Origin of the sequence: Streptomyces chiangmaiensis (genome assembly GCF_036281785.1) — a bacterium.
In the GTDB taxonomy this organism is placed as follows: Bacteria; Actinomycetota; Actinomycetes; order Streptomycetales; family Streptomycetaceae; genus Streptomyces; species Streptomyces chiangmaiensis.
This window is the reverse complement of record NZ_JAYWVC010000153.1, coordinates 1-19561: the sequence shown is the minus strand read 5'-3', so window position 1 is coordinate 19561 and position 19561 is coordinate 1. Positions and strand designations below refer to the sequence as shown.

Genomic DNA, 19561 nt, shown 5'->3' with positions numbered 1-19561 from the left:
TCAAGCACGGGAACGCGTTGATCGGGGCTACTCCGGCGCTGCTGGCGAAGGGCATCCCCGATGATGCGTTCAAGCCGATCGAGGGCGACGACAAGAAGATCGCTGAGGGTTTGAGGAAGCGGAACGCCCGGGAGCGCGCCGGCCAGCTCAGCTTCACCACCGAAGAGTACATCTGGGTCTCGAACGCGTCCTTCGCGGCAAGTCTCCGCGACATCACCACTGCCCGATCCGACACCTTGCGCGACGTCCGCCTTCAGTCCAGTCGCTTCCGCGAACTGGAGCAGTCCGCCGACTACCTCCACGCTCTCAACGTCTCTGACGCTTGGTGCGCCGCCTTCGTCTGGCCCAAAGTCCAGGGCGCGTCGACTCCTGTCACCGAGGGCGTCTTCCGCGACCTCCAGAACCCCGGCGGAGGAATACCGGAATCCACCCGTGACGAAATCGTCCGCCTCGCCCACCAGTACGAGTTCTTCCACTGGCATCTGGAGTTCCCCGAAGTCTTCACGATCCCGGAGCATGGCGCCGCAGCAGCCTCGGACGCCGACCCTGGGACGGGCTGGACAGGGGGATTTTCCTGCGTCGTGGGCAACCCTCCGTGGGACAAGGTCGACTTCGAGGACAAGAAATACTTCAGTGTGGTCGAACCAGCGATCGCCGCGATCTCTGGCACATCCCGGCGGACCCGGATCGCCGAGTGGGAGAGCGAAAACCGTAAGGCGGGCGAGCGGTACCGCGCGGCAAGACGCACGGTGAAGTCGACGTTTCTGTTCGCGTCGAGCTCTGGTTCGTTTCCCCTGTGCGCGAATGGGTTGACCGTCAAAGGGGTCAACTCGCTACAAGCAGACCAGCTGTTCGCCGAACGATTCACGTCAATCGTGGCACCACAGGGCCGCCTCGGTGCCATCATCCCGACTGCCGTAGCCACCGGTGCTGGCGCCCAGTATCTCTTCAACGATTTTACCCAGCGCGGAGCGCTTTCCTCGTTCTACGACTTTGAGAACAAGAAGCCGCTCTTCGATGGTGTTCACTCCAGCTATAAGTTCTGCCTAATCTCCCTCACTGGTCGCGGAATATCGGAGCCCACCGCCAAATTCGCTTTCTTCCTCCACGATACTGTCGACCTCGAAGACGCCGACCGTGTCTTCGCGCTCAGCCCGGAGGAGATCAACTTCATCAACCCCAACACCGGCACTCTGCCGATCTTCCGCTCACGACGCGACGCGGATCTCACGGCGGCAGTCTACCGACGGATTCCGGTGCTTTGGGACGAGACAAGGTCAGACGGGAACCCCTGGGGCATCGCCTTCAAGCGCCTCTTTGACATGACGGACGACTCCGATCTGTTCCACACCCGCGATTCTCTACTCAGAGACGGATGGATGCTGGAGGGGAATGTCTTCGTACAGGATGGACAGAGAATGCTGCCACTGTACGAGGGAAAGATGGCCCATCATTTCGACCACCGCTGGAACTCCTACTTCGGCACCGGGAACGAGGATCGACGCCGTCTCGAGCTTACTGAAAAGCAAGATCCTACGGCAGTCCCGGAACCTCGCTATTGGATCACAGAGAACGGAAAAATAACGACCGTTCGCAGTCGTAGAGAGGTCCATGTACCCGGCGTAAGCGAGCGACTGGAGGGCATCCAGTGGTTCCGGGACTGGCTGATCGGCTGGCGGGACGTGTGCCGTACCACAGACGAGCGCACGGCGATACCTGCCTTTCTGCCGCGCGTAGCTGTCGGGCATACTTACCCCCTCATGCTGCCCCGAGTGGCCCCGAAACTCGCGGCAGCTATGGTCGCTGCCCAGTCCACCCTGGTCTTCGACTTCGTGAGCCGCCAAAAGATCAGCGATGCTCACATGAAGCTCTTCATCTGGAAGCAGCTACCCGTTCCCGCTCCCAGCTCCCTCGAAATCCACACCCGTTTCCTCACCCCACGAATTCTTGAGCTGGTCTACACCGCGTACGACATGGAGGGCTTGGCCCACGACCTGGGTGACGAGGGATCTCCCTTCCGCTGGGACGAGAACCGCCGTGCCCAGCTCCGCGCCGAGCTGGACGCCTGCTTCTTCCACCTCTACGGCATCTCCCGCGACGACGCCGACTACATCCTGGAGACCTTCAAGACCGAGCCGAACGGTGGCCTAAAGAACAACGAGATCGCGAAGTACGGCGAGTACCGCACCAAGCGACTGGTCCTCGCCGAGTACGACCGCATGGCCGAAGCCGGCGTCAGCCTCGAAAACCCCTTGGTGGATGGCGAGAACTACACCTCCACCCTCACCCCGCCCCCGGGCCACGGCTCCCGACACCCCGCCTGAGCGCCTGGCGATCGCCGCGCGCACCCCGACCACCCTCAACTGCGAAAAGCCACTTCAGGAGCGGGCATTGGACAACGAGATTCAGCTGATCAGTGACGGTGATGGGCTGGCGGTCATCGGGAATGCAACGGATGTGGAACGCTTCCTCCTCTCGGAGGGACTTCCGTCGAAGGACCTCGGACTGCAACGGCTCAAGTCCGTCTTCAGTACCGGGGCTGCAGTCGCGCAGGCAGGTTCGGAGATTGCCGCCAACTCCGGTCGGTGGGTGAAGCTGACCAAGGAGTCCGCGGAGCGTGTCAAGAAGTTCGGGCTGATGGAAACCAAGACGCCAGGCATCAGCCATGCGATGGTGGGGAAACCTGGCTCGATCAAGAACTGGCTCCAGGTTGAGAAGGGGGCCGGCTCGTTCCTGACCAACCCGGCGCGTCTGTCTGGTGCCGCGGGGATCATGGCACAGCTCGCGATGCAGCAGACCATGGACGAGATCACCGACTATCTCGCGAGGATCGACGAGAAGGTCGACGACGTGCTCCGCGCTCAGAAGGACGCTGCGGTGGCCCGCATGATCGGGGTGGAGCTCATCATCGAGGAGGCCATGACCATCCGGGAGCAAGTGGGCCGGGTCTCCGAGGTCACGTGGTCGAAGGTGCAGGCCGCGCCGACGGCGATCGCAGACACCCAGGCGTATGCGTTGCGTCAACTCGATGCACTCGCGGAGAAGATGGAGGGCAAGACCAAGATCGGTGACCTCGCCACGACGGCCAAGGAAGTCGAGTCCAAGGCTCGGGAGTGGCTCGCTGTGCTGGCTCGTTGCTTCCAATTGCAGGACGCGTTCGCGGTGCTCGAACTCGATCGAGTGCTGGACGCGGCTCCGGACGAGCTGGACCGGCATCGCCTCGGGCTTCGGGTTGCCCGACAGAAGCGGCTGGATCTCATCTCGCGGAGCACCGAGCGTCTGGTGGCCCGGATGCATGCGGCTGCTGACGCGGCCAACGCGAAGGTGCTGCTGCACCCGACCAAGTCTCCCGCCGTAGTCCAGTCGAGCAACCATGTCGCAACAGGCGTCCACGACTTCCACGAGCGGCTCGGGATTGAGTCCGGTCGCCGGCCATCAGAGGCGAGGCGGTGGGTGCACGCGGCCGCGGAGGTGAGAGACAGGGCGCTCGAGACAGGAGCAAAAGGCGTTGATGCCGCCAGAAGCCTCGGCAGCGAGACGCTCGACCGGGCCAACTCGGTCAAGGGCAAGCTCTCCAGTGAGATCGCCGAGCGGGCGCGCCGTCGGCGCGGGGGCGAGGAGGAACGCGCTGAGGAAGGCTGAGTGAGCGCCGACCGTCAGCCACGTGGACAGCCCCAAGTACACCCTCAACTGCGAAGAGTCGGTTTACGCGTCGCGGTGACATGCGCCTGCGGGCCTGCCACCGTGACGCGTCGCCTTCAGGCCTCCGCCACAAAGTCCAGGAAGCGCGACCAGCCGTCCCGGCCCACAGCAAAGGAGGTGCGCATCACATCCTTGGAGTCCCGCACGTGAACAGCCTGTTCGGTGACGGCGACCTCCACGCAGCTGTCACCCTGGCTACCGCTGTAGCTGGACTTGAACCAGGCCAGTTCCGTCGTGCTCATAGCTCTCCTCGGAGTCGCCCCAGCAGACCCCGCGAGTCCCGGGCGTTCAGGGCCTGCGAGCGCAGTGTGTCATAGCGCTGCTGAAGCAGGCTCACCTCTTTCGGGACCGAGATCAGACGGCCGTTCTGTTGCCCCTCGGAGTAGGCAAGCCGCTGCCCCTTCGGGGTCTCCAACAGTTGGAGAGGACCGTCGAGGCAAGCGTGTAATCCCGCCTCCACCGGCACGACCTGAAGGGTCACGTTGCGAGGTGCGCTCAACTCCAGCACATGGTCGAACAACTCCCGCATCTGCCCCGCGTCCCCGAACCGACGTCGAAACACATGTTCCTCGACGATGAAGCTGAACGGAGTCGTCGGCCGTTCGGACAGCATCCGCTGGCGCTCCATCCGCCGCTCCATGAAGCTCTCAAGCTGGTCGTCCGGCGCCACGGGCACGGTCCCCTCGAACACCGCCCGCGCATACCCCTCCGACTGCAACAACCCCGGCACCAACCGGCACTCATAAGTGCACAGGCTCGCCGCCACCCGCTCCAGCCGAGCCCACTGCCGAAACCAAGCCGCCAGCCCCGCCTCCCCCCGAGTCAGAAACGGCGCCGCCTGCCGCAACGCCCCCGTGTTGCCCAGCACCTCCTCCGCCCGCTCCACGAAGGACTCGTCCGGCATCCTGCGCCCCAACTCGATCGACTCCACCGTGTGTTTGGAGAAGCGCACCAACTCCGCGAACTCCGCCCTGCTGAGCCCCGCATGCTCGCGCAGGGCCTGGACGACCGCCCCGAACGTGCGCAGACTGTCCGACGGGTCCGGTTCCCGTACGCACTCTCCGCCCAGCCCCACCGGTTCGACGTGGTCGGTCGTCATCCGAGGACACCTCCAGGTGCACGCGTGCCACTGCCCCCCGATCAAGAACACCCAGAGTGGCCAAGCCGAATTCGTACTGTCCACCGAACGCGTCCGTACGCTGACGCACCGTACGGGCCACACTCCTGGCGCACACCACCCCACGCGGGTCACGGTGGCCCCATGAACGTGAGCACGCCCCACTCCCCCACCACCGTCCGGACGTTCGCGCAGCAGCTGTCGTCCACCCGTCGCGGCGCACGGCTCGCCCGTCTCCTCGCCGTGGCGGAGTTCCAGGCCTGGCAGGTGCCGCCGTCCGTGGCCGAGCGCGCGGAGCAGATCGTGGCCGAACTGGCCGCCAACGCGGCACTGCACGGCCGCGTCCAAGGCCGCGACTTCCGACTCGCCCTCACCCTCGACACCGCGACCGGCACCCTGGGCATCGCCGTCACCGACACCCGAGGCGAACGGCGCCCCACGCTCCGCCCCGACCGGGCGCCGGATGACGAAGCGGGCCGCGGACTACTGCTGGTGCACGCCCTGGCCGACGAGTGGGGTACCGATCCGTTCCCGCCCTCGGGCAAGACGGTCTGGGCACTGCTGAGGCCCGCCACGGACGCCCCGCAGGGCTGACCGCCACGCGCCGACCTGCGAATCCTCGCCGCGAGCGCAAGCTGGTGGCAATAAGACGCGCGTCGGAAGGAGGCGTCGTCATGGGAGAAGCACCAGGGGGCCTTCGCCATCGGGCTCTTCTCGTGGTGGCGGGTGTCGCCGTCGCGGGCATGCTGACGAGTTGCGGCGGTGGCGGCTCCGAGCGCCAGGAACGGCAGACGGAGCCATCCGTGCTCCCACATCCTCGCCGTCACCGGCACCGACTTCCTCGGGCGCTGAGTCAACGGTCGCGACCCCATCTTGAAACTACGTCCGCACTTTGGAGAAGGGGCAGACACTGCCCGTCGCCATCTCGCCGAACGAGGTCCTCGATGTCCCGTGAAGACCTGCTTCAAGGAATTCCGGGCGCTGGCCATGAGGTTCTCGCCAGGATCGGCGAGTTTCCGGAGGAATCCCACCGATCACCAACGGTCAACCGACCTTGGTCCTCTGCACGCTCAGAACAGTGCCAGGCCCTCGCCGCTGGTGTCCGCGATGACTGGCCGGACCTGGGCAGGCAGGTCGTCCAGGCGATCAGGACCGGCCTCGGCGGCCACGGCAGGGGCCGCCTCGGCCAACCAGGCACGAAACCGCTCGGCGGCTTCGCGGTAGGGGACTCGCGCCAGGACACGGTGCTCGCCGGAGGGGCAGCAGTCGACGGCGACAGTGAGCAGGCAGGAACGGGGCGCGTTCTGACTGCCCGTCCAGGACACGCGCAGGACACCGCAGGGCGTGCGCCCGCGGGGGGCGCGGTGCGTCGGGCGCAGCGATCGGCAGGCTATGTGAGCGGTCCATGCGGCGAGGTGCGGCAGGGGCAGGGTGGTGCGTGCGCGGCAGCCGGGGCAGCGGTGCCAGTGACGGAGCCAGTCATCGCTGTCGGTGTGGAAGAGGCGTGTGTAGCGGTTCGCCACGCGGATGTCGTTGCTGTACAGGTGGTCGGGGCGTTCCAGTGTGTTGCAGGACTGGCAGACGGGGGCGCGGACGTAGCCGTGTTCGTGGCAATGGTCGAGGACGGCGGCGGGCGCGCCGCGGCAGACGGCGCACGCCCACGCGGTCACCCTGCGGGAGGTACCGGGCTTCCTGCTGAGCACCGAGTACTGCTGCCCTTCCAGCTCTCCGTTGTACCGGCGCGGTGAGGCGGTGGCGCCCTCGGTGCTCGTGGTCTGCCGACCGTCGGCGTCTCGGGCCTGCCGAGGGTGGGAGGGCGGCTCAGTGGCGGCTGCGCAGGCCTGGCGGGCTCGCGCGGTTTGCACCCACTGCGTTTCGGCGTGCTCGGCCGCGTCCAGCAGCCTGACCACAGCGCGCGGCAGCCACCACGTCCGCCGCGTCCCGTCGCGGGTCTGCTCCACGAGCATCTGTCGCCAGTCGATCCCCGCCAGATGGTACGGCCGGCCCGCTTCACGTCGTGCTGCCCGCTCGGGGCCGCCCAACTCCTGCAGTTCCCGCGTGATGCGCCGGCGCCAACGCAGCGGCGTCTCCTCGTCGCACTCCTGCCTCGGCGCCCCACGAAACGGACCGATACGGACCAGGTCCTGCCGATCCATCCCCACCGCGTTCAGCTCCGCGGCCGCCCGTCGCACCTCACCCTCCGAGACACTCCACTGACCGCCGCTCGCTCTCACCGTCGCCACCGCATGGTCGCCGAGCAGGACGTATCCCAGCCGGGCATGGGCAGGCGAGTGGGTGAATGCCCCAGAAACCGTCGGCACAGCACTGCCGGCCGTCAGATCGACCCACAGAGCGTCCGCGGCAACCAAGGTGATCAGGCCGTCCGTGCGACCGGGCATGACACGCTCTGACATACCCACAGGTTAACGGCGCCAACGCGGCAACGGGTCGCCAAGCGCCTCGGTCAGCCGGGCCCCCGCCCGCGACTCGGCTGCGACGACGCGTGGTTCGACTTCCGATCTCCCCGCGTGACGGCAAAATCGTCGTACCGTCCACGAGTTCACGTACAAGTTCGGCCGCGGCCTCTCGCCTGTGAGGCATGGCAGTGCCGGCCACCCGACGCTGAGATCATCCCACCGCCCCCCAAGTCACCCGGCTCGCCGGCCGCAATCGGCCGATCCGCTCTTCACCACTCCCCTCAGCCCGCACCGACCCCGAGACTGCCCCCGGCGGAGCAACCGGAATGCGTCAGTCACGATCGGAGAGGACGATGGCTGCCGGAGGACATCTCCTACGACGCGCCCACCCGAACGCTCACGGTGGGCACCGGCTCCATACGTCCAGTGGCGCCGGAAGTCTGGGACTACCGGATCGGCGGGGTTCAGCTTCCGTAAACGTAAGCCGGATGTGGAGTGGCAGACCCCGTTGAACGACATCCTGCCTCCGACCTGGCCTTCCCGATGGACCGTTGACCTGCTGGACCTCATCAACGCGCTCGGGCTCCTCGTAGCACTGGAGCCCCGGCAGGACCGGCGCCTGGACGCCGTGAGCAGCGGCCCGCTCATCACCACCGACGAACTCCGGGACGAGGGCATCCTGCCCGTGCCTGCCTACGCGACCAAGGAACCGAAGGCACCAAGGAAGTCTCGGCGCACCCCTGGGCCTGGTCAGGAGAGCCTCGACTTCCCGAACTGACACGCTCCCAGCCTGAGGACCTGACGCCCGTACCATCAACAATGTGACCGTATTATGACCCACCGTACGGACGTCATTCATAGAACGCGCCCCCGCGCGCCCGTCACCGTGGTTCCCATGAACGCATCCACGCCCCAGGTTCCCGTCGTCCAGCGGACGTTCACGCAACAACTGTCCTCCACCCGCCGCGGCACACGCCTCGCCCGGCTGCTCACCACGGAGCAGTGCCACGCCTGGGAGGTGTCACCCACCGTCACCGAACGCGTGGAGCAGATCGTGGCCGAACTCGCCGCCAACGCGCCCACTTCCAGTCGGTCACAGTCCGGCCTCGACCTCCGCCTCTGCGTGGATCTTCCTTATCTCGGTGATGGCATCCGCCGGATCCTCCACGCCGCCGCTCACCACGTCTTCCAGGTGACGCAGGCGAGCGGCTCGTGAGGGGTAGCGCTGGATCGCGACGAACACGCCCCACGTGTGGACGAAGGTGCGCAGCGGCGCAAGGGACTGGGCCCGCTGGGCGCTGGTGGTCGCGTCGACGAGATCACGTACGAACGCCGGCATACGGCTCGGCGTGAGCTCTTCGACCGCAGCACGCAGGGCGTCGGGGGTCAGGGCGGGCATGGGGATGAGCGGCTCACCGGGCTGCGGCTGCGCGTGGAGTGCGGTCACGGTCGTGCTCCCGGTTCGATGGTGGGTGTTGGCTGCTTTCTAGACGGTACCCGCACCGCGCCGGATCGACGGCCGGATCAACGCAACGGCACGAGCCGATCGCGGCCGGTCGCCAGTCGGTGAGCGAGTCACGTGGCGCAGAAAGACCGCGCTCCGGACCAGCGGGTCAGGCCGCCGCCGGTTCCCACCAATATCCCTCGCGCGTTTCGCCGTACGGACGCAGCAGCGGTTCAAGCTCCGTGCGTACGAGTTCGGCGTCAGCCGGCGGCAGGGTCAGCGACGCCCGCCGCATGCGGACGCTCCAGGTCGCGGGGTCAGGGAAGACCGACAGCCGCGGCACCAGATCGCGCAGGACCAGACCCTCACGGAACGGGGCCAGCCCCGACACCTTCAGGCGGCAACCCTCGGAGTAGGAGCGCTCGTTGAAGACGACCGGCTCGTCCAGGACGCGCACAGGACTCGCGATCGTCGCCCGGCCGATGACCCGTCCCAGGTCTCGCGTCGGATTCCGGAAGCAACCGCGCGTTGTGTAGAGGAAGACCTCGTCGCCCTCCTCCAACGCGCGGGCCGCCTTGGCCCGGCCTGCCGGAAACGCCATCCGCTGCTCGGTCACCACCCAGCTCAGTGCGGGGCGGTCTCCGATGATCAGCAGGTGCGCGGACGGCATGCGGTCACCTTAGCGGGCTTGCTCAACCGGCCCGACACCTCCAGCGCGTACACAAATTCGAATACCTGGAATCTTGAAAATACGTTGACAGTGCTAACATGAAATCGCCATGCTCGAAGTGCCAACAAGGCGCATCAGCAGTCCGCGTGGCCCCTTCTGCCTCGCCCGACAACGGGAACCGACCATGACCGATCAGCCTCCTGCGTCCCTGCGCGCTCTCCTCCTCGATCGCCTGCGCCACTCCGGCCTCGCACCTCAGGTGCAGGAGCTACTGCGCGAGCTGGTCCCCGAAGAGCCGGCCAGGAACAGCGGAGGGCCAGCCGGACCCGTGCAGCTCCGGTCCATCACCGCGGCCGGCTGGCGCGGCATCGGTCCGCGGACCACCCTTGAACTGCCGCCCGGGCCCGGCCTGGTCGTCGTCGCGGGTCCCAACGGCTCCGGCAAGTCGAGCTTCGCCGAAGCCGCCGAGACCGCGCTGACGGGGCGCAACTCCCGGTGGGACGGGCGGCGGGCCACGGACTGGCAGAAGGGCTGGCGCAACCTGCACAGTCCCGACGTCACCCCCGAGGTCTGCGTCGAGCTGGCCGTCGGCGAGCGGGGCGAGGCGGTCACCCTGCGGCGGACCTGGCACGGGCTCAAGGTCGATGAGGCGCGCACCAAGGTCGAGGGATCGGACGGCTGGGAGCGGAAGCTGGAGGAGGTCGTCGACGCCGAGGCGCTGAACCTCGCCCGGCCCTTCCTGCCGTACAGCGAACTCGGTTCGATGATCAACGGCACGCTCGGCGGCCTGCACGACGCCTTCTTCAAGCTCCTCGGGCTCGAACTGCTCGCCGAGTTCGACGGGCGGGTCAAGGACGCCGCGAGCGAGTGCGAGCAGACGATCAAGCACGCGGACGCGCTCACCACGCAGCTCCTCGGCGCCCTGGGCCCGCTCGACGACCCCAGGGCCCGCGAGGCCGCCCAGGCGCTGTCGGGAGCCAAGCGCGACCTCGGCCGCGTACGTGCGCTGTTGGAGAGCCGTACCCCGGCCGCCGAGGCCGAGTTGGCCCGGCTGCGTCAGCACGCGAGCCTCGCCGGGCCGGATCTGGCGGAGGTCGGTGGGGCTGTCGCCCGACTGCGGGAGGCCGCCGCCGGTGCCGAGGAGGCCCGGTACGGCAGTGCCGAGGAGGCCCGCCGCCTGGCCCGGCTGCTGGAGGCGGCGGTCGAACACCAGCGGCGCTCGCGGGGCACGGACTGCCCGGTCTGCGGCGCCGAGAACCGGCTGGACCGGGCGTGGGCCGAGCAGGCGCGGGCGGAGGTGGAGCGGCTTCAGACGGAGGCCGCCGGCGCCGAGGCCGCCCGGCAGGAGGTAGCGATCGCCGTGCGGGCCGTGCACGACCTCGTACAGCCGGTACCGGTGTGGCTGCGCGGCGAGACCTCCTCGCTCACGGCGGTGTGGCAGGAGTGGTCCCAGTGCCGGGACGTCACCCACCCCAGGGAGCTGGCGGATCGCGTCGAGCGTGCCGCGGCCGCCCTGGACGACGCCTGCCGGCAGGTGCGGGAGGAGGCCGCTCGGCGGCTCTCCGAGCACGACGGTGCCTGGCAGCCGTTCGCCGTGCGGCTCGCCGAGTGGCTCGGCGCGGAGGAGGCGGCCGAGGCCGCGCGCGAGCGGCGCAAGCACGCGCGCAAGGCACGGCCCTGGCTGCGGCCGATCATCGACGAGCTGCGAGACGAGCGGCTGCGCCCGTTCGCCCGGCGGTCCCAGGAGGTGTGGCAGAAGTTGTGCGAGCACAGCAGCGTCACGCTCGGATCGGTCACCCTTGCGGGCACTCCCGGTCGCGGCAAGGTTGAGCTCGACGTTTCCGTGGACGATATGTCCGCCCCCGCCTACAGCGTGATGAGCCAGGGCGAACTGCACTCGCTCGCGCTCTCGCTGTTCCTGCCGCGTGCCACGCACGCGGACAGTCCGTTCGGGTTCCTCGTCATCGACGACCCCGTGCAGTCGATGGACCCCGAGAAGGTCGAAGGGCTGGCCCGGGTGCTCGACGCGTGCGCCCAGGACAGGCAGGTCATCGTCTTCACCCACGACACTCGGCTCCAGCAGGCCATCGCACACCTCGGCATCAGTGCGACCGTCCTGCGGGTGAGCCGCCAGACCGACTCCGTGGTGGGCGTGGAGACGCTCACCGACCCGGTGGAACAGGCTCTCGCGGAGGCGCGGGCCGTCTCCCTGGACCCCAACGTGCCGCAGGACGTGGCCGATCATGTGCTACCCGCCATGTGCAGGGTGGCGGTGGAAGCCGCCTGCCTGGAGACCGCTCGGCGCAGGCTCCGCGACGAGAAGGGGCTCGGGCTGCGGTCAGTCGAGGAGCGCGTGGAGTCCCTTGAGCGCACCAAGTCCTATGTGTCCCTCGCTTTGCTCGGGGACGAGCAGCAGCATGCCCGCGCGGCCGTCGAGCGGATCTGTCCCGGAGGCTGGACGCTGATCGAGGCCTTCAACTCGGGTACCCACACGCCCCTGCCGACCGTCGACGACCGCAAGGTTCTCGTCCGCCGGACCATGACGCTCGCGGCGGCGATCCGGAGCAGCGCTGGGACTCAGAGTGCCGGGGGCGCCCGATGAGCGTGTCCCCCGAGACCCTCGTGACTGCCGCCGGCCGTCTTCTGCTGCCCGAGCCCGGCACCGTGACCACCCTGGGCCCCGGCCTGCGTGCCCGTGCCGCCGCGGTCCTGCTCCGCATGGCGCTCGACCAGGCCCTGGACGCCTACTGGCAGCGGGTCACTCCGTCGATGACGCGGATCGGCAAGCACCGGATGCTGTGCCTGGAGTGGTATGCGGGCCACGACACCGCCCGCCGGTGCCGCACCACTTGGTCGGCGCTCAGCGCGGCATGCCACTACCGCACGTACGAACTGCCCCCGGCCCCGGCTGAGATCCACACCCGGTTGCTGGAGGTCACCGCCCTCCTCGCGGCCCTGCGCGGCAGGCCGGGAACGGCTTCCGTCACGTCGGCGGCAGACGCCTGAGGGCAGGTGCCGTACATCAGTCCACACCTGACCACACGCAGACTCAGGAGGAACCCTTGAGGGGGAGCCCTGGTGGCCCGCCATTGTCAGCGGTGCCCCCTATCGTTCTGGGTGAGCGCACGATGCATGAGTGGGGGAAATGGTGACCAAGGCCGATGACGGCATGCCTTACCCGGAGTTCCGGCTGAGACTGCCAAACGGTGGCCCCGAGGCGCGAGGACGGCTGCTGACCGAGAAGGGGACGAACGGGAGCCAGAAGTTCGTCGTCCTGGCCGGGTCGCCGGGGCGCCCGGAGGTCGTGCCGTCCTTCCCCGTCCGCATGCCATCGTCGTACCGGCTGAGGCAGCGGCTGATCGAGGACGACATCTTCGTGGAGTCGGAAACCTGGCCTGGCTGGATGGAGCTCATCGAGGACGTCGAGTGCAACTCGCCGTCGGCCGCCGCCGAAATCCTGGTCGGTCGCAGTGCCAACGGATGGCTGGAGTGGAAGACCGCCGACGGCCATCCGCTCTCCGACTACCTCGACCAGGTGTGGTGGGGACCCAACCGGGCCTGGCTGGTGCGCGGCTCCAATGTCTCGGGCCTCGACCTCGTCAGGCGCCTGTGGCTGCCCGAGGGCCTGGTGACCCTGCGAGCACGTCACCTGCGACAGGGTGTCGAGCAGGGCATCAGCAAGGACCGGTTGCGCGCTGCCGTCGAGGAGGACTACGCCTCCACCGCGACGTACAACCAGAAGGTGCAGCTGGTCGAGGAACTGCACATGTTCCTCTCCCGGATGAGGCCCGGCGACACCATGTGCACCATCTCGGGCGGTCGGCTGTACGTCGGCAAGATCACGGGAGACGCCGAGCAGCTTGCTTCCGAGGACGGCCGGTCGGATCTGCGCCGACCGGTGGACTGGGCTGACGACGGGCACGCGTACGAGGACCTGCCCGAGGCGCTCCAGCAGAAGCTCTCCGCACAGCATGACGTCGTCGATCTGACCGCGGTGAAGGATCTCATCGACGGCCTGGGGATAAGCGACGAGGACCTGATTGAGGAGGCCGAAGCCGCCGATCGGGACCCGAGCGTGGAGATCCCCGCGCTCACCGCCCGGCGTGAGCTGGAGCTGCCCGAGCCCACGGACGGGTTGGCCGACGAGCTCCTCGTGCACGACACCGCCTGGCTGCGCGAAGTGCGTGATCTGCTGTGGGACGAGCGTCAGTTGGTGCTGTACGGCCCGCCCGGAACGGGCAAGACATACCTCGCCCTGAAGCTCGCCGAGTTCCTCGGCGGCGGGCCCGAGCAGGTCAAGCTCGTGCAGTTCCATCCTTCGTACGCGTACGAGGACTTCTTCGAGGGTTTCCGGCCGCAGGAGGATCCGCAGACCCGGGAGGTCGCCTTCCGGCTCACGGCCGGCCCGCTGCGTGAACTCGCCGATCTGGCCTCCCGCGAGGGCAACCGGCACATCCCGCACTTCCTGATCATCGACGAGATCAACCGCGCCAACCTGGCAAAGGTCTTCGGCGAGTTGTACTTCCTGCTGGAGTACCGCAACAAGTCGGTCCGGCTGACGTACTCCGGCGATGACTTCGCGCTGCCGCCCAACCTCTTCGTGATCGGCACCATGAACACCGCCGACCGGTCCATCGCCCTCGTCGACGCTGCGATGCGCCGCCGCTTCGCCTTCGTCGAACTGTCCCCGCGCACCGAGCCGACGAGCGGGCTGTTGCGCCGCTGGCTCACCCGAGAGGGTCGCGATACCGAGCCGGCCGATCTGCTCGAGGCGCTCAACTCTCGTATCGACGACGCCGACTTCCGAATCGGGCCCTCCTACCTGATGAAGAGCGGTGTCTATCGGGAGGGTGGACTCGAGCGGACGTGGCGGACCAAGATCCTGCCGCTGCTCGAGGAGTACCACTACGGGGAGGGCCTGGACATCGAAAAGCGGTACGGGCTCGCCGCCTTGCGGGAGTCGTTGGGGTGACTCAGGTCGTCGAACTCGTCGAGCACGCACCGGCCATAGGTGTCGCCCTGCCGGACGCTGTCGGACGAGCGCTGGCGGCCGGGGACATCGTGGACGCGGCTCCTGATCCGTACGTCTCGGCGCACTGGTCTCTGCGGGCCGGGAGCAAGGTCGGCGCCGTGACGGTCGCGGTGCCAGGAAATGACGAGCCGATTACCGTACGCGTCGCCCCCAAGGTTTCCATCGCCCGCCTGTTCTTCCTCCTCGGGTACACCCTCGCCCCGAAGGGCGGCTGGCGAGACGGGGAAGTCGATGTCGCCGGGCACCGCGATCTGCTGCCCGCGCTCGCCCATGCCGTGGAGCGGCAGATCGACCGCGCCCTGCGGCAGGGGCTCCTCCAGGGATATCGGGCAAACGAGGAGACGTCCCTAGTCGTCCGGGGCCGCATACGGGAAGCCGAGCAGATGCGGCGGCGGTTCGGCGCGACGCTGCCGGTAGAGGTGGAGTACGACGAGTTCACTACCGACATCGCGGAGAACCGCCTGCTGCGCACCGCCGTCGAGCGCCTCCTGCGGCTGCCCGGCGTACCCCACGATGTGCGTCGCGGACTGCTCCACCAGCGTGCCCGCCTCGCCGATGTCACCGTGATCGTGCGCGGTCAACCGCTGCCTGCCTGGCAGCCGAGCCGACTCAACTCGCGCTACCAGCATGCCCTGCATCTCGCCCGTACCGTTCTGGAGAACGCCTCCGTCGAGCACGCTCCCGGCGGGCTGCGCGTCGACGGGTTCCTGTTCGACATGAACAAACTCTTCGAGGACTTCGTGACGGTGGCGCTGCGGGAGTCGTGCCGTGGTTTCGGGCACTCGGCGCGGCTCCAGGATCCGCATCACCTCGACGAGGCGTCCGCGATCCGTATGAAGCCCGATTTCGTGCTCTACGGGCCGCACGGCGCCCCGTGCGCTGTGGTGGACGCCAAGTACAAAGCCGAGAAGCGGGACGGTTTTCCGGACGCCGACCTTTACCAGATGCTCGCCTACTGCACAGCCCTGGGCCTGCGCGAAGGCCACCTGGTGTACGCCAAGGGCAACGCGCCGCACGCGGCCCACACGGTGCGGCACGCGGGCATCGTCATCCACCAGCACGCCCTCGACCTCGACCAGGAACCCTCCGGGCTGCTACTGGACGTGGAGAAGCTGACCGCCCGGCTGGTGAGCACCCCGCGCGTATGATCGACTGCGGAGTATCCGTTCTGGGTGAGGAGTTCGCCTCGTGCCGCAGCTCGCGTTCGCCAACAGCTTCTGAGAGAGCTACGACGTCCTGGAGCGGCCTGTCAAAGCTGGCGTGCGCAAGGCGATGCAGAAGTTCCAGCAGCTCACCGTGCCCGAACTGCAGGCGGACAAGGGGCTGCACCTGGAGTCGGTGGAGAACGCACGCGACCCACGCATGCGGACCATCCGCATCAACGACTTCTGGCGGGGCGTCGTCCTCGCCCCGGACGACGGAAGTGACGTCTTCCTACTCGTCAATGTCGTCCCCCACGACGACGCCTACACCTGGGCCGCAAAGCGGCTGTACACGACGAACTCCGCGACGCGGGCGCTGGAGGTCCGCAACGTCGCGGCGATCGAGCAGCTGACCCCGGCCCTGGAGAAGGCCGCCGCGGCCGCCGACTCGCTGCTCTTCGCGAAGTACTCGGACACGGTGCTGCGCGAACTCGGCATCGACGACCAGGTACTCAGGGCCGTGCGGACCATAGTCGACAAGGCGCAGCTTCGGGCCTTCGAGACGCTGCTGCCGGAGGACCAGTGCGAGGTACTGCAGTACCTGGCCGAGGAGTTCAGCCCCGAGGAGGTGTACCGGGACGTGGTCGCCGTCCGGCGACCCGTCGACGCGGGACCCGACCCCGACGAGAGCCTGGCCGTCGTCATCGCCAACACCACGAGCCGCATCACCCTGGTCACAGGCCCGGAGGAACTCGCCGACATCCTGGAGAAGCCGTTCGCGGCGTGGCGGGTGTTCCTGCACCCCTCGCAGCGCCGCGTTGCCTACCGGGTGTCGTACGGCGGCCCGGTACAGGTCACCGGCGGCCCAGGGACCGGCAAGACGGTCGTGGCACTGCACAGGGTCAAGCACCTGCTCACCCGCTCCCCGGACGCCCGCGTCCTGCTCACCACGTTCACCAATGCCCTGGCCGCGTCGTTGCGGGAAAACCTGTCTGTCCTCCTGGACGACGAGTCGCTGCTCACCCGCGTCGAGGTGACCACGGTCAACGCCTACGCACACGGCATCGTGACCCGCCTCGACGGCCGGGCGCCCTCCCCGATCGGCGACCGGGAGGAACGGCAGGTGTGGCAGCGGGCCGTCAAGAAGCTCGGCCTGCCGTGGACGGAGCAGTTCCTGGCCCAGGAGTACCGTCACGTCGTCCTCGCCCAGGACCTGCGCACCCTGGACGACTACCGCGCGGCCTCCCGGCGCGGTCGCGGCAGCGCACTGTCGCCGACCAGGCGGGAGCAGCTGTGGCCGGCCGTCGAGCTTTTCGAGTCCACGCTGCGCGACCAGAAGGCGACCACCCACCTCAAGGTGTGCGCCCGTGCGGCCGAGCTCCTGGCCGCTTCCTCACCCACGCACGACCACGTCGTGGTCGACGAGGCACAGGACCTGCACCCGGCCCAGTGGCGCGTCCTGCGCGGGGCGGTGGCGCCCGGCAGCGACGACCTGTTCATCACCGGCGACCCGCACCAGCGGATCTACGACTCGAAGGTCTCACTCGGTTCGCTCGGCATCTCGGTTGCCGGGCGCACGCACCGCCTGCGCATCAACTACCGCAGTACGGAGGAGATCCTCGCCTGGTCGACGGGTATCCTCACCCCGGTGTCGGTCGACGACCTGGGCGGCGAGGGCAGCGACACCCTGGCGGGTTACCGGTCGCTCCTGCACGGCCGCAGACCGCACGTGGACGGGTACGGCTCGGAGCAGGCGGAGATCGCGGCGCTCGTCGAACGCGTCGAGGGCTGGATCGCGCAGGGCATCCGGCCGTCGGAGATCAGCGTGTGCGCCCGCTTCAACGTGCTGCTCGACAAGGCGTACGACAAGCTGGCCGCGGCCCGGGTGCCGGTGGTCCGGGTCAGAGACAATCCGGGGCCGGATGCGGAGGGCGTACGGCTGGCCACCATGCACGCCATGAAGGGGCTGGAGTTCCGCTGCGTCGCCGTCCTCGGAGCGACGGCGAGCGCGCTCCCCTTCACCCGCGAAGTGACGCCGGCCTCCGTGGACGCGCTGCAGCACGACTCGGACCTGCTACGGGAGCGGTGCCTGCTGTTCGTCGCCTGCACACGGGCGCGGGAGGCGCTGGCGGTGTCGTGGAGCGGATCGGCCAGTCCCTTCGTTCCGCAGGGGAAGTGACGTAAACCCCAATGATGTGACTTCCCGTCAGTCTCCTGGCGCGAGCGCGCCGTTGCCGAGGCCGTCCCTTGCCAGCGCCGCCGCCTGCTTGCTGAGTTCAGCCACCTTCCGCGCACGCTCCTCGAACTCCTGCAGTGCGCGGAACGCTGCGCCGTACCGACGCTGTTCGGCGATGTCCATCTGCGGGATGCGGGCGCCTTTGCCGTCGAGCCGGTAGGTGCCGCTGGTACTCGTGGACCGCCGGGTGTTCGCTGCGCTGCGCAGAAAACCCTGGAGATAATCGGTGTCAAGCTGATCGCTCACCGAGACCGGCTCTGGATCGCCGTACTCGACCAGACCGGCACGCGCGAGGTCGGCGACACTGACGGAGGGCCCCTCCAAGACGCTGGGGCCAACGCCCTCCATCAAGGTCGGCAGCAGGTCGGCCAGCAGCCGCACCTGCTCGGCCAACTCCCGCCGAAGAGCCCGGTACTCGGTCGCGTAGTCGCGATGGGACTCCTCGACGTGACGGCCGGGAGTGAGATCCACGGCGTCATCGAGCAGTTCGATCAGGGGTACTTCCGCCGTCTGGTCGGGCCCTGGCTCCAGCGGACCGTCCGGATCGTTCGCCGTCAGGTCGACCATGCGCACCCTGGCGACGGCATCATCCGGGGATTGCGGGCGACGCAGATGCCAGAGGTGTACGGGAAGCGCGTGCGACGCAGCGCTCCCCGGTGGGAGGGCGATGATGTCCGAGAGGATGCCGCGCCGCACGAGCTCGGCCCGGATACGGCGGCCGGCCTTGCGGTAGGCGACCGAGGCGGGCATGACCATGAGGACACGCCCACCCGGCGCGGTGTGCGCGTAGGCGTGTTGCAGCCAGGCGAGTTCGCCTTCGGCACGCGAGGGTGTGCCGAGCTCCCACCGGGGGTCGAGGAGCAGATCCTCGCGCCCCCAGTCGGTGGCACCGACGGGCGGATCGCAGACGACGAGATCGGCCTTGAGGTCCGGCCAGTGGTCGTCGCGCAGGGAATCTCCGGTGAGGATGTCGACGCCGGTGCCTCCCGTGAGATCGGCTCGCAACTGCGCGAATCGAGCACTGCGGGCGTCGGCCTCCTGACCACACCGCGTCGGCCCGAGCTCGGGTCCGACAGTCAACAGGAGCGTTCCGATACCGCACGCTGGATCGAAGAGGGTCGCATCAGCGGGCACCTCGCCGGCGAAGTGCCGCACCGCATGGACGATGCGCGGAGATGTGACCTGGTCGGACCCGGCCCGGCGCACTGAGTCGGTGAAGCGCTCAGTAAGCGCGCTCATCACGTCACCGGGTGATCCACTGACGCCGAGCTTCCGCGCCAGTCGAACGGCATCCGTTGGCAGAGCTTCCGGGGCCTCGCCCTCGACACCGGCGAACAACTGGGCGACATCCGCGAGCCCACCGATCATCTCGTCGCCGTAGGCCGCTCGCAGGGCCTGCCACAGCTGCACCTCCTCCGAGACATCCTGGCCCTTGCGCTGCTTGTCCAGCCACGCCTGCACCGCGCCCAGGTCGAACAGCGGACTGTTTGCACCGCCGCCTGCGGGCGCGGGAAAGTCCTCGTACCGCCGTCTCCAGTTGGAGACTGCGGCACGTGTGACGCCAGCGAGCCGGGCGATCTCGGAGCCGGTGACAAGCGGTCCACCGACTGGCGGGGCGGGATGGTCTGCCATGCGCGTCACCGTACACGGGTCCTATGGCCCTATCAATCAAGAGAGTGCGTTGACAGTGTACACATATCCATGTGTGCTGCCAGGGAATCCCTCGTTAGATGCCGCTCTTCGCACTGCTTCCCGAGATCGCCCTGAACCGAGTCGTGTACGCGTTCGGACAACGGGTCGG

Annotated in this window: 14 protein-coding genes and 1 pseudogene; 9 read left to right on the top strand and 6 right to left on the bottom strand. The window is 68.2% G+C overall.

What is annotated here, in order from left to right; all coding sequences use genetic code 11:
* Together VXC91_RS31600 and VXC91_RS31595 are read left to right on the top strand one after the other, a co-directional pair.
* Positions 1–2324 (top strand): annotated as a pseudogene (locus tag VXC91_RS31600) (Eco57I restriction-modification methylase domain-containing protein); the annotation flags it as partial.
* 67 nt (positions 2325–2391) lie between these two features.
* A complete protein-coding gene (locus tag VXC91_RS31595) occupies positions 2392–3642 on the top strand; it encodes a hypothetical protein (RefSeq protein ID WP_329510770.1) in 1251 nt (416 codons plus the stop codon).
* Between the two features lie 116 nt (positions 3643–3758).
* Here VXC91_RS31595 and VXC91_RS31590 read toward each other — a convergent pair whose 3' ends face one another.
* Together VXC91_RS31590 and VXC91_RS31585 are read right to left on the bottom strand one after the other, a co-directional pair.
* On the bottom strand, positions 3759–3944 hold the full coding sequence (locus tag VXC91_RS31590; RefSeq protein WP_329510769.1) for a DUF397 domain-containing protein: 186 nt from the start codon (positions 3942–3944) through the stop codon (positions 3759–3761).
* Positions 3941–4801: a helix-turn-helix domain-containing protein gene (locus VXC91_RS31585; RefSeq protein WP_329510768.1), complete on the bottom strand. Its 861-nt coding sequence runs from the start codon at positions 4799–4801 to the stop codon at positions 3941–3943. Before VXC91_RS31585 ends, VXC91_RS31590 begins: the two co-directional genes overlap by 4 nt.
* A gap of 162 nt (positions 4802–4963) precedes the next feature.
* Here VXC91_RS31585 and VXC91_RS31580 point away from each other — a divergent pair, with 162 nt between their 5' ends.
* Positions 4964–5413 carry an ATP-binding protein gene (locus VXC91_RS31580; protein WP_329510767.1) on the top strand — a complete coding sequence of 150 codons (450 nt, stop codon included), beginning with the start codon at positions 4964–4966 and terminating at the stop codon, positions 5411–5413.
* Positions 5414–5889: 476 nt separating this feature from the next.
* On the opposite strand, the gene VXC91_RS31575 is transcribed toward VXC91_RS31580, so the two are convergent.
* The gene (locus VXC91_RS31575) at positions 5890–7233 is read right to left on the bottom strand and encodes an endonuclease domain-containing protein (RefSeq protein ID WP_329510766.1); all 1344 of its coding nucleotides are present in this window, start codon (positions 7231–7233) and stop codon (positions 5890–5892) included.
* A gap of 511 nt (positions 7234–7744) precedes the next feature.
* Here VXC91_RS31575 and VXC91_RS31570 point away from each other — a divergent pair.
* Positions 7745–8014, top strand: coding sequence for a hypothetical protein (locus VXC91_RS31570; protein ID WP_329510765.1), 270 nt, complete (start codon positions 7745–7747; stop codon positions 8012–8014).
* A 315-nt stretch (positions 8015–8329) separates the two neighbouring features.
* Here VXC91_RS31570 and VXC91_RS31565 read toward each other — a convergent pair whose 3' ends face one another.
* Together VXC91_RS31565 and VXC91_RS31560 are read right to left on the bottom strand one after the other, a co-directional pair.
* Complete coding sequence (locus VXC91_RS31565) at positions 8330–8683, bottom strand: DUF6247 family protein (protein WP_329510764.1); 354 nt, start codon at positions 8681–8683, stop codon at positions 8330–8332.
* Positions 8684–8849: 166 nt separating this feature from the next.
* A complete protein-coding gene (locus tag VXC91_RS31560) occupies positions 8850–9350 on the bottom strand; it encodes a hypothetical protein (protein WP_329510763.1) in 501 nt (166 codons plus the stop codon).
* A 184-nt stretch (positions 9351–9534) separates the two neighbouring features.
* Between VXC91_RS31560 and VXC91_RS31555 the strand changes: the two genes are divergently transcribed.
* From VXC91_RS31555 to VXC91_RS31535, 5 genes are all read left to right on the top strand, one after another.
* A complete protein-coding gene (locus VXC91_RS31555; protein ID WP_329510762.1) occupies positions 9535–11952 on the top strand; it encodes an AAA family ATPase in 2418 nt (805 codons plus the stop codon).
* Entirely contained in the window at positions 11949–12356 is a 408-nt protein-coding gene (locus VXC91_RS31550; protein WP_329510761.1) for a hypothetical protein, read from the top strand. The genes VXC91_RS31555 and VXC91_RS31550 overlap by 4 nt, the downstream gene beginning before the upstream one ends.
* Positions 12357–12495: 139 nt before the next feature.
* Positions 12496–14322, top strand: coding sequence for a DUF4357 domain-containing protein (locus tag VXC91_RS31545; protein WP_329510772.1), 1827 nt, complete (start codon positions 12496–12498; stop codon positions 14320–14322).
* Complete coding sequence (locus tag VXC91_RS31540) at positions 14319–15530, top strand: McrC family protein (RefSeq protein ID WP_329510760.1); 1212 nt, start codon at positions 14319–14321, stop codon at positions 15528–15530. Before VXC91_RS31545 ends, VXC91_RS31540 begins: the two co-directional genes overlap by 4 nt.
* 88 nt (positions 15531–15618) lie before the next feature.
* Entirely contained in the window at positions 15619–17703 is a 2085-nt protein-coding gene (locus tag VXC91_RS31535) for a UvrD-helicase domain-containing protein (RefSeq protein WP_329510771.1), read from the top strand.
* 27 nt (positions 17704–17730) lie between these two features.
* On the opposite strand, the gene VXC91_RS31530 is transcribed toward VXC91_RS31535, so the two are convergent.
* Positions 17731–19392: an N-6 DNA methylase gene (locus VXC91_RS31530; protein WP_329510759.1), complete on the bottom strand. Its 1662-nt coding sequence runs from the start codon at positions 19390–19392 to the stop codon at positions 17731–17733.
* Positions 19393–19561: the final 169 nt, after the last annotated feature.

Excerpts from the sequence above, each read along its gene's own strand:
- VXC91_RS31550 (WP_329510761.1), top strand. The coding sequence starts at position 11,949 with ATGAGCGTGTCCCCCGAGACCCTCGTGACTGCCGCCGGCCGTCTTCTG.
- VXC91_RS31560 (WP_329510763.1), bottom strand. The coding sequence starts at position 9,350 with ATGCCGTCCGCGCACCTGCTGATCATCGGAGACCGCCCCGCACTGAGC.
- VXC91_RS31575 (WP_329510766.1), bottom strand. The coding sequence starts at position 7,233 with ATGTCAGAGCGTGTCATGCCCGGTCGCACGGACGGCCTGATCACCTTG.
- VXC91_RS31545 (WP_329510772.1), top strand. The coding sequence starts at position 12,496 with ATGGTGACCAAGGCCGATGACGGCATGCCTTACCCGGAGTTCCGGCTG.
- VXC91_RS31590 (WP_329510769.1), bottom strand. The coding sequence starts at position 3,944 with ATGAGCACGACGGAACTGGCCTGGTTCAAGTCCAGCTACAGCGGTAGC.
- VXC91_RS31555 (WP_329510762.1), top strand. The coding sequence starts at position 9,535 with ATGACCGATCAGCCTCCTGCGTCCCTGCGCGCTCTCCTCCTCGATCGC.
- VXC91_RS31530 (WP_329510759.1), bottom strand. The coding sequence starts at position 19,392 with ATGGCAGACCATCCCGCCCCGCCAGTCGGTGGACCGCTTGTCACCGGC.
- VXC91_RS31585 (WP_329510768.1), bottom strand. The coding sequence starts at position 4,801 with ATGACGACCGACCACGTCGAACCGGTGGGGCTGGGCGGAGAGTGCGTA.
- VXC91_RS31580 (WP_329510767.1), top strand. The coding sequence starts at position 4,964 with ATGAACGTGAGCACGCCCCACTCCCCCACCACCGTCCGGACGTTCGCG.